This is a genomic window from Leptotrichia buccalis C-1013-b, assembly GCF_000023905.1.
Classification (GTDB): Bacteria; Fusobacteriota; Fusobacteriia; order Fusobacteriales; family Leptotrichiaceae; genus Leptotrichia; species Leptotrichia buccalis.
This window is the reverse complement of record NC_013192.1, coordinates 1,559,414-1,574,266: the sequence shown is the minus strand read 5'-3', so window position 1 is coordinate 1,574,266 and position 14,853 is coordinate 1,559,414. Positions and strand designations below refer to the sequence as shown.

Below are 14,853 nucleotides of genomic sequence, written 5' to 3'. Positions count from 1 at the left end.
TGGAGGAATATAAATGGCTGAAGTAAGATTAAAAAAAGTGGAAAAACAATATCCAAATGGTTTTAAGGCAGTTCATGGAATAGATTTAGATATAAAAGATGGGGAATTTATGGTGTTTGTAGGACCTTCAGGCTGTGCAAAGTCAACAACTTTGAGAATGATTGCAGGACTTGAAGACATTACTGGTGGAGAAGTTTATATAGGCGACAGACTAGTTAATAATGTTCCTCCAAAAGACAGAGGAATATCAATGGTTTTCCAAAATTATGCGCTTTATCCACATATGACAGTTTATGAAAATATGTCTTTCGGGTTAAAATTGAAAAAAACTCCAAAAGATGAGATAGATAGACGTGTGAGAGAAGCCGCTGAAAAGCTTGAAATTACAGAATTATTAGATAGAAAACCTAAAGAAATGTCAGGTGGACAAAGACAAAGGGTAGCTCTTGGAAGAGCAATTGTGAGAAATCCAGATGTATTCCTGTTTGATGAGCCGCTTTCAAATTTGGACGCAAAATTAAGAGTATCAATGAGACTAAGAATTACACAGCTTCACAAAGAACTAAAAACAACGATGATTTACGTAACGCATGATCAGGTTGAGGCAATGACAATGGGAGATAGAATAACAGTAATGCGTTCAGGAAAAATAATGCAAGTTGATACGCCATTAAATTTATACCATTATCCAGCCAACAAATTTGTTGCAGGATTTATCGGATCTCCAACAATGAACCTTATTGATGGGGAATTAAAAGAAGAAAACGGAAAAATATACTTTTCATTAGACGGAACATTAATAGAAATTTTAGGAGAAAAAGCCAATAAATTAAAATCACACATAGGAAAAAAAGTTACATTTGGAATGCGTCCTGAAAGTATAACTGTTGCTGAAAAAGAAGACAGTGTTTCTAAAAAAGGAAAAGTGAGCGTTGTGGAACAAATGGGAAATGAAGAATATATTTATTTCTCGCTAGGAAATTATCAGCTGACTTGTCGAATGAACGTGGAAGGAATTGATGATTTGTCAAATCAGAAAGTAGAAAAAATATTTAGATTTGATACGACAAAGGCACATATTTTTGATATAGAAACTGAAGAAAATATAAGTTTGTAATCCAAATAGTTGTTTATATATTTGATTAAACTCAGGTAGCTTGGAAGTTATCTGAGTTTTTAATTATTTTCAAATGATTAAAATATAATTTTCACTTTTTAAATAGAATCTAGTATAAACTAATCTGTCGAAGCATTTTTCTGTACTGGCAAAACTGTTTTAGCATAGCGAGCTTTTTGTCAGTGCAGAAAAATGTCATAGACTGGCCATAGGTGCAGGATTTGCGGCAATGAGCAATCCTGCGAGAAAAAAAGAAAAAACATAATAAAATATGTAATTCAAACTTTATTAAACATTTACTATTTAAAAGGAGAATAGTTATTAAATAAAAAGTTAGATTTTTTAATAATGAATCTAGTTAATTTGATATTTTATAAAAGAATTAGAATAAAAGTGAAATATTAAAAATCAAGTTCTACATAAGTTATTTTTCCTGCGTTTTCTTTTAAATCAGCAAAAATAAATCTTTCTTCATTTGTTGTAAAAATTCTTGAAGAGGCGATTTTTTCTCCGTTATTTACAAATATTTCGATAGAACTTGTGTCAACAAAAATGTCAAGAGTTAAATTATTTTCAAGATTATTTGCAATTAGTCTTTTTGTTCCATGGCTTTCGTTTACAGGGATGTCCATATTTCCTCTGTCTAGCCATAGTTCTTTTTTCGTGGCTGAATATTTTATTCTGGCGTATTCAGTGTGTTTTTCATTGGAAAATAAGTCGATGGTAAATGATTCTTTTATATTTTCAAATTTTGCTTGAAGTTCGTATGAGTTTTCTGCTGAAATTCCAGTTTTGAGTTCCTCTTTATTTAAAATTATCTTATTTTTTCTATATTTGTCAATTTCTTTTACTGGATTTTGATATAATTTTCCATTTTTGATTGTTAATTCCCTAGGCAAAGTTAGGCATCCGCAATATCCGTATTTTTCAGTCGGATATTTCATTTCAGGAAGTCCCATCCAGCCAATTAGGATTCTGCGGTTATCGGGTGTGCTTGTAGATTGTGGAGCATAAAAGTCAAAACCTTTGTCAAGTTCCTGAAAATCAGTTATTTCATTTAATTTTAGATTGTTTTTATCAATTTTATCTCCTATTAAATATCCTGTCTGATAAATATTGTGATAATCGTTCCCTTGCGGATATAATCCTTGTGGTGAAAAAACGAACACTCCGTTATCTTCGAGTTCAAAGTAGTCAGGACATTCCCACATATATCCAAAATTTTTTAGGTTTGTGTCAATTTCTCCCAGTATTTGCCAGTTATATGTGTCTTTAGAATGTGCAATTACCGCTGTTCCTGTCAAATTTTTTCTTTGTATTCCTATTATTGCGTAATATTCCCCATCAAAATTTTTCCATATTTTAGGATATCTAAAATGATCGGTGTATCCATCTAAAATACCTGTGATTTCAGGATTTTCACGTTTTGTAATTATATTGTTTTTGTCCATTGTAGCAATAACTTGATAAGGAATCCGTTGCCAGTCTTCATTTCTTGTATTTCCTGTGTAAAATATTGTTAATTTATCATCATCAGCAATAGCACTTCCAGAATATGCACCATGAGTAGCAAATCTTTCATCTGCCTCAATTCCTGCTCCCAGTTTTTCCCAAGTTAGAAAATCAGTCCCTTTTAAATGATACCATCCTTGATACCAGACATTTTCAGATGAATACATATAAGGAGTCCATTGGTAAAATAAATTGCACTCGCCATTAAAAAAGCTAAAGCCGTTCGGATCATTTAAATAACCGCTTGGAGCTTCAATGTGAAATTTTTGCCTGAAAGGGCTGTTTTTAACCATTTTATCAACTTCTTTTTTTATTTTTTTCTCGTAAACTTTTCCAATCATTATTGTTAATCCAATACCTGCCAGAACTGCTATTAAATGTGCAATTATAAAGTTTAAGTGTCCGTTGTTTGCAGGTTCGACGATTGTAAAACCAGGTACTCCTGTTGTTCCAAAACCTGTTGCAGTCAGTTTGCTGAAATAAACGTAGGCTTCGCTGATTGCTCCTGCGATACATCCTGCTATTAATGGGTATTTGTATTTAATGTTGACACCAAATAATGCTGGCTCTGAAATACCGAATAAAACAGATGTAAATGCTGATATGCAGATTTCCTTTGTTTTGTTGTTATTACGATGAAGAAACATGTACCCTAACACTGCTCCACCTTGTGCAACTAAAGCTACTGACATTAGCGGGTTTAAGAAATCATGGTTTGTACTTGCAAGAAGCTGTGCCTCTATTGCTCCAAAAGTGTGATGTAGTCCTGTAATTACAATTACTTGCTGTACTCCTGCAAAAAGCATATATCCAAAAACTCCAGTATGTTCAGCAATCCAAAGCAGTCCGTTAGTTAATCCGTTTCCAAGTTCACGTCCAAACGGCCCGATAACTGTAAATAACAGAATTGATGAAATTAAAATTGTAAGCATTGGTGCAAGTACAAATTTTATTAAGTCAGGCAATACTTTATTAAAGAATTTGTCAAGAGAAGCAACAATGTAACCAATCATAAGTGCTATAATTATTCCGCCTTGAAAACCGACTAATTCTATATTTAATCCAAAAACATTAATTATTTCAGGCTTTGCTGAACCTCCTGCTACACTAAAAGCATTTGCTAAATCAGGGTGAATCATTACAGCTCCTATTGCAAGTCCAAGTGAAGCTCGACCTCCAAATCTTTTCGTAGCCGAATATGCCACAATCATTGGCAATAATGCAAATATTCCAGTTGAAGCGATTGATACCATTCTGTTAATTCCTGCAATTTGCGGAATCATTTCAACGATTGTTTTGTTGCCAAAAAGGCCTTTTGTTGTAAGAAGGGATGTAAGTCCCATTAATAATGCGGCTGCAAGGATACAAGGCATTATTTCTATAAAAACGTCAGATATTGATTTTATAAATTTTTGAAAAGGATTCTGTTTTACTGCTGATTCTTCGGCTGTTTTGGCTGATGGATGATTGACAGAATATCCAAGTGAGTCTGCCAGTTCCCTGTAAACATCATTTACAAGTCCAGCCCCAAATATTATCTGTAGCTGATTTCCAGCGACAAATGCCCCTTTTACAAGCCTTAAATTTTCAATTTCTTCCATTTTAACTTTCTCAAAATCATTTAACACCAGACGTAATCTTGTTGCACAGTGAGTAACTGACTGAATATTCTCACTACCTCCAACTTTTTCAGCAATGGCTGTTGTAATATCTTCAAATTTTCTTTCCATAAAAATTTCCTCCTTATAAATATGTGGCTTTTTTATAAAATTATTTTTGTTTAAAAATATTCTATATATCTTTTTTCTGATTAAATTATACCTTGATTCAAGTTTTAGACAATGGTATAATGTAGACAAAATAAGTTGATTTGTAGAGGAGTGCAAAAATATGGCAAGATATTTTTTTAATAATTCAAACAACAATGAAAATCTATTTTTATACACAGTCGGATATGAAGAAACAAAACCTTTGCACAAATATGGCCCAACCACTAGAAGTGGCTATATGTTGCATTATATAAAATCAGGAAAAGGGACTTTTTATTCCAGAGGGAAGACTTTTCATCTGAAGGCGGGAGAGTTTTTCTTTATTGAGCCTGAGGAAATTATTTGGTATGAAGCGGATGAATACGAGCCATGGGCTTATTACTGGATTGGATTTAGAGGGAATATGGTTTCTGAATATTTGAGACGGACTTCTGTTAATAAGAATAAGCCAATTTTTTCAGCACAAAAAGGCGGGGATATTATAAGGGATAAGATAGTTGAAATATTTGAAATATCAGTTATTTCAGAGGATAACGATTTGCTTTTAAATGCACGGCTTCTGGAAATCCTTTATTATTTGAGTGAATGTTTTCCATTAACTTATGCTAAAAAAGATAGCAAAAACACAATTTTGGCAAAAGCTCTTCAAATTATGAGAAATAATTTTGACACTTCGGTACACATAAGTGAAATTGCAAAAGCTCTTTACATTGACAGAACATATTTGCACAGAATATTTAAGGAAAAAATGAAAATAGCTCCAAAAGACTATTTGACAAATTTAAGAATTGCAAAAGCAAAGGAACTGCTGACTCAGACAGATTATCCAGTCAATATTATTGCACAGTCTGTCGGAATAGAAGATGCTCAAAATTTCTCAAAACTATTCAAAAATAAAGAAAATATATCTCCCATAAATTATCGCAAATCATATAAAAATTCTTTTGAAAACCAGAATAAAAAAATTGAATAAATGTATTTGACTTTTGGTAAGAATATAAATATAATGTGGTTAATAATAAATAAAAAAGAGAGGAATTGAGGGGATATGATTAAAAAGGGAAAAAATGAGAAAGTGGAAAAAAAGAAAAATTTGCCAGTTGGAATTGACAATTTTGAAGTGATGATACAAAATAATTACTATTATTTTGATAAAACTGGGCTAATTGAAGAAATTCTGGAAAGTGGAACGACAAGAATTCTGTTTACAAGGCCACGTCGATTTGGGAAATCGCTAAATATGTCAATGTTAAAGTATTTTTTTGATGTGAAGAATAAAGATGAAAATAAAAAACTTTTCGAAAATCTAGAAATTTCTAAAAGTGAATATTTTGATAGACAAGGGCAGAATCCAGTTATTTTTATCAGTTTTAAGGATTTTGAAGATTCTGACTGGAAAAAAGGCTATAATAGCATAAAGTGGACTATTAGTGATGTTTATAATCAGTTTAAATTTTTAAGGGAAAATTTAGATGAAAGAGATTTGGTTGAATTTGACAAAGTATGGTTTAAAAAAGACTATGATTATACGAGAGCCTTGCTGGATTTATCAAGGTATCTGTACGAATATTACGGGAAAAAGATAGTTTTACTAATTGATGAATACGATAAACCAATAATAAAGGCACATGCGAACGGTTATTATGAAGAAACGATAAAATTTTTTAAAAGTTTTTTTGAGAATGCGGTAAAAGGTAATAATTATGTGGAAATTACAGTAATAACAGGGATTTTAAGAATTGCTAAGGAAGGGATTTTTTCTGGACTCAACAATCTTAAAGTGAATACTGTTTTGAGTGATAATTATACTGAACATTTTGGGATTTTGGAAAGTGAAGTTGAAGAGGCATTAAAATATTACGAGCTTAACTTCGAACTGGAAGAAGTCAAAAAGTGGTATAATGGTTATTGTTTTGGGAAAAATGAAGTTTACAACCCTTGGTCTACGATTAATTTTTTAGATGACAAGAAGATTGAAGAACATTGGGTAAATACTTCAAGTAATGATGAAATTATGAACTATTTGGAAAATTCAGACGAGAAAATTATTTTTGAGCTGGAGGAGTTGCTTAGCCATAAGAGCATAAGGAAGGAAATTTATGATTTTGTGACGTTTCAGGATATAGATTATGCCTTGAACTTGAATAAAAATAATTACGGATTTGAAGTTAGGGAAAATGGAAAAAATTATGAAATTGAGCGGGATTATTTTGTGAATGATTTTGGGTATGCGAATATTTGGCAGTTTTTCCTTCACAGCGGATATTTAACCATCGAAAAGAAGCTTGAAAGAAACGTTTACGACTTGAAAATTCCAAATGAGGAACTGTTTGATTTTTTCAGAATCAGATTTTTGTATAGAACTTATCGGGGACATTATAGATTTTATGGACTTGAAGAGCATTTGATTAATGGAAATTATGAAAAATTTAGATTGGAAATAAGGGAACTTTTAAAAAATGCGATAAGTTTTAGAGACTTGAAGGAGGAAAATTCTTATCATCTGTTTGTAATTGGACTAGTTTCCATAATGTCAGAAAATTATTTTGTAAAATCAAATGTAGAAAGTGGAGATGGAATTCCTGATTTGGTATTGAAGCCAAAAAATAAAACTAAAAAAGCATTTATATTTGAATTTAAGTATTCAAGAGCAAAAGATAGCAAAAATTTGAAAAGAACTGCAAGAAGCGCCTTGAAGCAAATAAATGACAGGAATTATTCTGAAGGGTTAAAATATGAAGGTTATAAGGAAATTGCGAAAATTGGGATGGGATTCAGGAAGAAGGATGTGGAGGTTGTAGCAGAGGAAGAATAATTTATTATAAAAAAGAGGTTGTCTCAAAATGCTTAAAATTTTGAGTTCAGCTTTTTTGTCTAAAGCTAGATATAATGAAACTACTTTAAAGTAAAACTGAGAATTTTCATTTAATTAATTTTTGTATGGAATCATTAATTCGATATTAAAGAAATTGCACTATATATAGTGTTATCTGTTTAATCAGAAAATTCATTATAAATAAATTTAGTTTGTATAATAAAAAATTGAAAGAGAGTGCTATGATGAGAAGTGATAAGGAAAAATTTCTAGAAAAAATTAAAGAAAATATTGATATTGAAAACTTAAAAGGAGATGGAAAAATATTTTCATATGTAAACAGAGACTATCTCGTAGGAGATAATAAAAAATATATGAATATGTATGATAAGTTATCATTTTGGTATGATTTTGGTGAAAAATGGATAGGATTGTTCAGATATGGTAATACAGTTTCAGAAATGAGAAAAAATCTTATGAAACATCTGGAGTGGAGAAATAGCATTTCTGTTTTATATGTTTCTATCGGTACGGGAAAGGATTTAAATTTTATTCCACAAAATGTTGATTTAAAATCTTTAGACTTTACAGGTATAGACATTTCCTATGGAATGTTAAAAAAGTGCCATTCTATCTGGAAAAAAAGAACAAATCTTACATTAGTAAATTGCTGTGCTGAAGATTTACCTTTTAAAGATAATGTTTTTGATATTGTTTTTCATGTGGGAGGAATTAATTTTTTTACTGATAAGGCTCTAGCTATAAAAGAAATGATTCGTGTATCAAAACCTGGTTCAAAGATAATGATTGCAGACGAAACTGAAGATTTTATTAGAACTCAATATAAAAAAAGTATTTTTACAAAAAATTACTATAAAAATACAGATTTTGATTTAAGTGAAATCCAAAAATGTATACCTGAAAGTGTAAAAGAAAAGAAAACAGATTTTTTATGGAACAACAGATTTTATTGCATTACATTCAGAAAATAGAGTCAAAATAAAAAAAACAGCATATTCAATATCAAATTTAAGATAAGAAGACCTGTTTTTTTATATTCTTTTCATATATAGAAGGTAACCCCCCTTTAATATCAAAAGAAAAGCCCGTTTTTAAAGAAAATTCTTGAAAATTCAATAGAAGAAAAAGTTTGTAAAATTTTGTATAAAGAAGAAAATAAAGATAAATATTATTTTGTTCAGTTTTTCAAAATATCATCTGCTTATGGGCAATGGCTTGCTTCAGGATATGATTTTGAAGATAGGGAAATTAAAAATTTTCAATGTGATAAAATTATTCATTTGGCAGAAGATGATAAATTTGAATCAATTTCTTTTGAAAAGTTTGTTAATTTAAATTCAGATATGTATAAAATTCATGATTGCAATATGATAAATTTTGAGCTTGAAATATAGTTTTAAGTAAAGTATTATAGTTTTGTAATTATATATGGTAAGGTAACTTTAAAATTGAACTCAAAAACTATAACTATTTTACTAAAACCTTAAATTCATATAATTTTAGTAGTTTAATTTAAAATAGATTTTAGTACATATTATAAAAATTTTAGAAAATATTTAAATTAATTGTGTAAAAAAATTTCATCAGTTGAGAAAAGAGATGAAATATGTTATTATTAAAGAACAAAAAATCTAAGAAATGAGGGAAATTATGGAACAAACAGTATTTTCCGTAAGTGATATAAATAGGGAAGTTAAAATGTTTTTGGAGGGGACAAATACTTTTAAGAACATTTTTATTGAAGGGGAACTTTCTAATATTACATATTATCGTTCAGGACATTTGTATTTTACGTTAAAAGATGCAAGTGCAAGTGTAAAATGTGCTATTTTTCGTTATAAGTATAGAGGAGTGCCTGAAGACTTAAAGGAAGGGGATTTGGTAAAAATTCGGGGTAGCGTTACGCTTTATGAAGCAAATGGAAGTTATCAGATTGTTGCGGATTTTCTTGAAAAAAGTAATTCTCTTGGACTGCTTTATGAGAAAATGGAAATGCTTAAAAAGTTGTACTTTGAAAAGGGATATTTTTCTGATGAAATAAAAAAACAATTACCCAAATTACCTATAAATATCGCTGTTGTAACAGCTGATACAGGGGCTGCAATCAGAGATATTATAAACACGACACACAAAAGGTTTCCAAATGTGAATATTTACCTTTATCCAGCAAAGGTTCAGGGAGAAGGGGCTGCACGGGAAGTTTCAGCAGGGATTGAGTTTTTTAATAGAATGAATGAAGAAAAACAGCTTAAAATAGATACACTTATTGTTGGACGTGGTGGAGGAAGTATTGAGGATTTGTGGGCATTTAATGAGGAAGAAGTGATAGAAGCCATTTATAAGTCTGAGATTCCTGTAATTTCAGCGGTAGGTCACGAAATTGACAACTTGCTTTCAGACTTGGTTGCAGATAAACGGGCGGCTACACCAACTCAGGCAGCAGAAATCTTGATTCCTGAAAAAGAAAAATTGACAGATGAACTGGAAAGTAAAAAGAATCTTTTGAGTAAATTACTTTTAAATAAAGTTACAATGATGAAAAAAGAGCTAGAATACAGAAAAAATAACTATTACATAAAGAATTTTGCAAATATTCTGGATAATAAAAAATTTGACTTGATGGAAAAAGAACAGAAATTATCAAGGGAACTTAGAAGAATTGTACAAAAATCACGAGAACAGCTGGATTACCGAAAACAGAGATTTGATAGAATTAATTTACAAAAAATAATTTTAAGTGAAAAAGAAAATTTAAAGAAAAAATCAGCCGAACTTAACCAAATAATACTGGAATCTTTTGAAAATCGAAAAAAGGAACTCAAATATAAAAAGGCACAGCTTTCGAAATATTCAGTAAGTGATATTTTGAAACAAGGTTATACAATAACTCGAAAAAATGGCAAAATTGTTAAGAGAGGGATTGAACTTAGTAAGGAAGATAAATTGGAGATAGAGTTTTCGGATGTTAAGAAGAAAGTGGTTGTTAAGTAATTAAAATATTAGATATTTTAGAAAGCGAGGTATAAAAATGTCTAAAAGAGAAAATTATTTATCGTGGGATGAATATTTCATGGGAATTGCATTTTTGTCTGGAATGAGAAGCAAAGACCCGTCTACACAGGTGGGGGCATGTATTATTGACGAAGATAAGAAAATAATAGGAATTGGATATAATGGGTTTCCAATGGGAAGTTCTGATGATAGTATGCCTTGGGATAAAGATGGAGAATTTTTGGATACCAAATATCCTTATGTTGTGCATGCTGAACTGAACGCTATTCTTAATAGTATAAAATCATTGAAGAACAGTACTATTTATGTGACGCATTTCCCATGTAATGAATGTGCAAAAGCAATCGTACAGTCAGGAATAAAAAAGGTAATATATTTTTCCGATAAACACAAGTCGCTTGATTCTACAAAGGCTTCAAAAAGGATTTTTGAAAATGCACAGGTAGAAACGAAACATCTTGAAATTGAGAAAGAAGTGATAAATATCCAGTTTAAAGATTAAATATAATTTAATAAAATTTATGAAAAAGTATTGTTATTTTTAGTTGAGAAAAAAGTAATATTAGTATATAATGTATTTAAACTTTTGAAAATTTTAAAAGAGGTGAGACTAATGGAAGCAACAACAATTAAAAAAGTGGTAGCAATGGGAATCGGTGCAGCGATTTATATTGTATTATCAAGATTTGTAGCAATTCCGACACCAATTCCTAATACGACATTACAAGTAACTTTTGCTTTTCTGGCGTTGATGGCATTTATATATGGGCCTGCAGTTGGTCTAGGGATTGGATTTATTGGGCATACGCTTAATGATATTTCGGGATATGGAAGTGTGTGGTTCAGCTGGGTTGCAGCGGCAGCATTTTTTGGACTGGCAACTGGATTTTTAGGAAAAATTGTTAAAATCGAGAATTTTAATGGAGCAAAAATTGTAAAATTTATAGTGGGAGAAGTAATTATAAGTTTGATAAGCTGGGTAGTTCTAGCTCCAATTATTGATATTGCAATATATAAGGAACCGCAAGCAAAAGCATTTGCACAAGGAGTTACAGCGGCACTTGGAAATATGATAGTTGTAGCAATTTTAGGTACAATTTTAATATTTGCATTTTCAAAAACAATAGTAAGCAAAGGAAGCTTAAAACAGGAATAATACAAATAACCCGCATTTTTCAAAATAGTTTTAGATGGCTATGAGAAGATTAGGCGGGTATTTTGTTTAATCTTTATAAAATAAAAAGTTTACAATTTAGATTATTGAATAGATTTAAATAAAAATATATTTTCAACTCGAAAGGAGGAGAGTTTGGACAAAAATAGAAAAATTGCTGTAAATTTTGAAAATTTTACATTTAAGTACGAAAGTCAGTCGGAACCTACATTACATAATATAAATTTGAAAATTTATGAAGGGGAGAAAGTCGTTATAATAGGGCCGTCAGGCTCTGGGAAAAGTACTTTGGGACATTGTATAAATGGACTTGTTCCTTATTTTTACAAGGGGGAAATAACAGGAAAGTTTGAGATTTATGGGAAAAAGTGTAAGGAGGTATTTGAACATTCTAAATATGTGGGAACTGTTCTTCAGGATTCGGATGCACAGTTTGTGGGGCTTACTGTTGCGGAAGATATAGCGTTTGCTCTGGAAAATGATGAAGTAGAGACACAGATTATGAAAGAGAAGGTAAAGGAAATTGCAAAATTTGTAAAAATTGAAACATTGCTTGACTTGAAGCCACATGATTTGTCAGGAGGACAGAAGCAGAAAGTATCACTTGCTGGAATAATGGTGGACGATACCAATATTGTTCTTTACGATGAACCACTTGCAAATCTTGACCCTTTGAGCGGAAAATATGCTATCGAACTGATAGATGAACTTCATAATAATAAAAAACTAACTACAATAATTATAGAGCATAGGCTTGAAGATGTGCTGCACAGGGGAATTGACAGGATTATTGTTGTGAATGAAGGCAGAATTGTTGCTGATGATACGCCAGATGATATTTTAACTGGAAATTTATTGAGCAAGATGAACATAAGAGAGCCTTTGTATATTTCCTTGCTAAAATACAGTAATGTCAACCTTGAAAAATATAGCAGTATTTCTAATATTGAAAAGATTAATTTTTCTGAAGCAAAAGACGGCATTTTAAACTGGATAAAATATAATTCTCCGAAAGCAAGGGAAAAATCTGAAGAAACATTATTAAAACTTGGAAATATCTCATTTTCATACAATAAGAAAAGAAAAATATTAAAAAACATAGATATAGATGTAAAAAAAGGTGAAATGATAAGCATAGTTGGTTCAAATGGAGCTGGAAAATCTACGCTGTCAAAGGTTATTGCAGGATTTGAAAAGCAGGACGAAGGAAAGATTTATTATAAAAATTTGGATATAAGTGATGAAAATATAACAAAAAGAGCTGAGAAAATAGGTTTTGTGCTGCAAAATCCGAATGCAATGATTTCAAAAGTTACAGTTTTTGATGAAGTTGCGTTAGGACTTAAAACTAGAGGAGTTTCAGAAGATGAAATAGAAAAAAGAGTTATTGAAATTCTGGAAATATGTAAATTAAAGTCGTTTAGGAAATGGCCTATAAAAGCACTTAGTTATGGTCAGAAAAAAAGGGTTACAATAGCATCTGTCCTTGTGTTACAGCCTGAGATGATAATAGTGGATGAGCCGACAGCAGGGCAGGATTTATTTCATTACAGGGAAATAATGGAATTTTTGAAACAGCTGAATGAATTTGGAATTACAATTTTATTTATAACGCATGATATGCATCTGATGTTAGAGTATACTGACAAGGCATACGTTTTTAATGAAGGTAAAATTATAAAATCAGGAAATCCAGCACAGATTTTGGCAGATAGGAATGTGTTGGAACAGGCAAATTTGAAGGAAACTTCACTTCATTATGTGGCGGAAAAGGCTGGGATAAATTCCGAAGAGCTTATAAGAACATTTGTACATTATGAAAAAGAGCAGAAAAAGGCGGGTGATTAGATGGCAGGTACATTTTTACTGGAGTATATTGAAAAGGATTCTGTGATTCATAGACTAAATGGAGCGGCAAAACTGATTTGTTTTATACTATGGACTGTTGCAATTATGTTTACTTACGATACGAGGCTTCTTTTAGCTTTGACATTTTTAGGATTTGTACTTTTCAGAATTTCCAAAATAAAGTTTAATGAAATAAAAATTGTATTTTATCTAATTACTATTTTTCTTGTGTTAAATTTAATTATGATTTTTTTATTTTCTCCGCTCGAAGGAACAAAAATTTATGGAACAAGGCATGATATTTTCAAAATTTTTGGAAATTATGTAATAACGAAGGAACAGCTGTTTTATGAATTTAATATATTTATCAAATATTTTTCAGTTATTCCTGTCGCTCTGCTGTTTATAATTACAACAAATCCAAGCGAGTTTGCGTCTTCATTAAACAGGATAGGTGTGCCGTACAAATTTTCTTATGCAGTTTCGATTGCACTAAGATATATTCCAACGGTGCAGGAAGATTTTATAACCATTAGTAAAGCACAGCAGGCAAAAGGAATAGATATTTCCAAAAATGTAAAATTAATAACAAGGATAAAAAATATATCCTATACATTAATGCCATTAATATTTTCAAGCATTGAAAAAATAGATATTATAAGTAATGCAATGATTTTAAGAGGATTTGGGAAAAGAAAAAAGCGAACGTGGTATCAGGCAAGAAAAATGAAAATGCCAGATGTTATAGCAATCTTTGTAACAGCAATATTCGTAATTGCTTCAATTGTGCTTATAAAAATAAATGATGGAAGATTTTATAATCCTTTTGTAAATTAGAAAGGTCTGACTGTGAAATAAGATTTGAATTTTTAAGGAGAGGAATGATTGGAAAATGGTTAATATTGGAAATGATTGGGATGAAATTTTTGAAAAAGAAAAGGAATTTGAAAAAGATTATTACTTAAATTTGAGAAAATTTTTGATAAAGGAATATAAAACAAAAACGATTTATCCTGATAAATATGAGATTTTTTCTGCATTCAAATTGACAAGTTATAAAAATTGTAAAATTGTAATTCTGGGACAAGATCCATATCATGGAGAAAATCAGGCACATGGACTGGCATTTTCTGTAAAGCAGGGAGTTGCCTTGCCACCTTCCCTAAAAAATATTTATAAAGAAATTGAAAATGAATTTGGGTATAAAATGAGTAAAAATGGATTTCTTGAAAAATGGGCAAAACAGGGAGTATTACTTTTAAATACGGCACTTACTGTAGTCGCTGGAAATGCCAACTCACATTCAAAAATAGGCTGGGAAATTTTTACAGATAATGTGATAAAATATTTGAATGAACGTGAAGCGCCAATAATTTTCATACTTTGGGGAAATAATGCCAAAAGCAAGAAAGCCTTTATTGATACAAATAAACATTATGTTTTGGAAAGTGTTCATCCAAGCCCATTATCTGCAAGCCGTGGATTTTTTGGGTGTGGACACTTTAAGAAAGCCAATGATATTTTAAAAGAACTAGGGAAAGAGGAAATTGACTGGCAAATATAAAAATAAAAAATTATAAAATTT

Annotated in this window: 12 protein-coding genes; 11 read left to right on the top strand and 1 reads right to left on the bottom strand. The window is 30.6% G+C overall.

Annotated features, from left to right (window positions below; translation table 11 throughout):
• Positions 1-13 precede the first annotated feature (13 nt).
• On the top strand, positions 14-1,117 hold the full coding sequence (locus LEBU_RS07365) for an ABC transporter ATP-binding protein (RefSeq protein WP_015769707.1): 1,104 nt from the start codon (positions 14-16) through the stop codon (positions 1,115-1,117).
• Positions 1,118-1,518: 401 nt separating this feature from the next.
• Here the strand turns inward: LEBU_RS07365 and LEBU_RS11775 are convergent, their stop codons facing one another.
• Positions 1,519-4,359: a sucrose-6-phosphate hydrolase gene (locus tag LEBU_RS11775; RefSeq protein ID WP_015769706.1), complete on the bottom strand. Its 2,841-nt coding sequence runs from the start codon at positions 4,357-4,359 to the stop codon at positions 1,519-1,521.
• Between the two features lie 160 nt (positions 4,360-4,519).
• Here LEBU_RS11775 and LEBU_RS07350 point away from each other — a divergent pair, with 160 nt between their 5' ends.
• From LEBU_RS07350 to LEBU_RS07305, 10 genes are all read left to right on the top strand, one after another.
• Positions 4,520-5,371 (top strand): AraC family transcriptional regulator, encoded by an 852-nt coding sequence (locus LEBU_RS07350; protein WP_015769705.1) that lies wholly within the window; start codon positions 4,520-4,522, stop codon positions 5,369-5,371.
• A gap of 75 nt (positions 5,372-5,446) precedes the next feature.
• Entirely contained in the window at positions 5,447-7,213 is a 1,767-nt protein-coding gene (locus tag LEBU_RS07345; RefSeq protein WP_015769704.1) for an AAA family ATPase, read from the top strand.
• A 242-nt stretch (positions 7,214-7,455) separates the two neighbouring features.
• Positions 7,456-8,205 carry a class I SAM-dependent methyltransferase gene (locus LEBU_RS07340; RefSeq protein ID WP_015769703.1) on the top strand — a complete coding sequence of 250 codons (750 nt, stop codon included), beginning with the start codon at positions 7,456-7,458 and terminating at the stop codon, positions 8,203-8,205.
• Positions 8,206-8,373: 168 nt separating this feature from the next.
• A complete protein-coding gene (locus tag LEBU_RS07335; RefSeq protein WP_041760622.1) occupies positions 8,374-8,628 on the top strand; it encodes a hypothetical protein in 255 nt (84 codons plus the stop codon).
• Positions 8,629-8,884: 256 nt separating this feature from the next.
• Positions 8,885-10,225: an exodeoxyribonuclease VII large subunit gene (xseA, locus tag LEBU_RS07330; RefSeq protein ID WP_015769702.1), complete on the top strand. Its 1,341-nt coding sequence runs from the start codon at positions 8,885-8,887 to the stop codon at positions 10,223-10,225.
• Between the two features lie 37 nt (positions 10,226-10,262).
• Entirely contained in the window at positions 10,263-10,748 is a 486-nt protein-coding gene (locus LEBU_RS07325; protein ID WP_015769701.1) for a deoxycytidylate deaminase, read from the top strand.
• Between the two features lie 111 nt (positions 10,749-10,859).
• A complete protein-coding gene (locus LEBU_RS07320; protein ID WP_015769700.1) occupies positions 10,860-11,402 on the top strand; it encodes an ECF-type riboflavin transporter substrate-binding protein in 543 nt (180 codons plus the stop codon).
• Between the two features lie 153 nt (positions 11,403-11,555).
• Positions 11,556-13,268 carry an ABC transporter ATP-binding protein gene (locus tag LEBU_RS07315; protein WP_015769699.1) on the top strand — a complete coding sequence of 571 codons (1,713 nt, stop codon included), beginning with the start codon at positions 11,556-11,558 and terminating at the stop codon, positions 13,266-13,268.
• Complete coding sequence (locus LEBU_RS07310; protein ID WP_015769698.1) at positions 13,269-14,105, top strand: energy-coupling factor transporter transmembrane component T family protein; 837 nt, start codon at positions 13,269-13,271, stop codon at positions 14,103-14,105.
• 55 nt (positions 14,106-14,160) lie between these two features.
• Positions 14,161-14,832, top strand: coding sequence for a uracil-DNA glycosylase (locus LEBU_RS07305; protein ID WP_015769697.1), 672 nt, complete (start codon positions 14,161-14,163; stop codon positions 14,830-14,832).
• Positions 14,833-14,853: the final 21 nt, after the last annotated feature.

Coding starts and splice junctions, on each gene's coding strand:
- LEBU_RS07340 (WP_015769703.1), top strand. CDS start 7,456: ATGATGAGAAGTGATAAGGAAAAATTTCTAGAAAAAATTAAAGAAAAT.
- LEBU_RS11775 (WP_015769706.1), bottom strand. CDS start 4,359: ATGGAAAGAAAATTTGAAGATATTACAACAGCCATTGCTGAAAAAGTT.
- LEBU_RS07320 (WP_015769700.1), top strand. CDS start 10,860: ATGGAAGCAACAACAATTAAAAAAGTGGTAGCAATGGGAATCGGTGCA.
- LEBU_RS07325 (WP_015769701.1), top strand. CDS start 10,263: ATGTCTAAAAGAGAAAATTATTTATCGTGGGATGAATATTTCATGGGA.
- LEBU_RS07310 (WP_015769698.1), top strand. CDS start 13,269: ATGGCAGGTACATTTTTACTGGAGTATATTGAAAAGGATTCTGTGATT.
- xseA (WP_015769702.1), top strand. CDS start 8,885: ATGGAACAAACAGTATTTTCCGTAAGTGATATAAATAGGGAAGTTAAA.
- LEBU_RS07365 (WP_015769707.1), top strand. CDS start 14: ATGGCTGAAGTAAGATTAAAAAAAGTGGAAAAACAATATCCAAATGGT.
- LEBU_RS07345 (WP_015769704.1), top strand. CDS start 5,447: ATGATTAAAAAGGGAAAAAATGAGAAAGTGGAAAAAAAGAAAAATTTG.
- LEBU_RS07305 (WP_015769697.1), top strand. CDS start 14,161: ATGGTTAATATTGGAAATGATTGGGATGAAATTTTTGAAAAAGAAAAG.
- LEBU_RS07350 (WP_015769705.1), top strand. CDS start 4,520: ATGGCAAGATATTTTTTTAATAATTCAAACAACAATGAAAATCTATTT.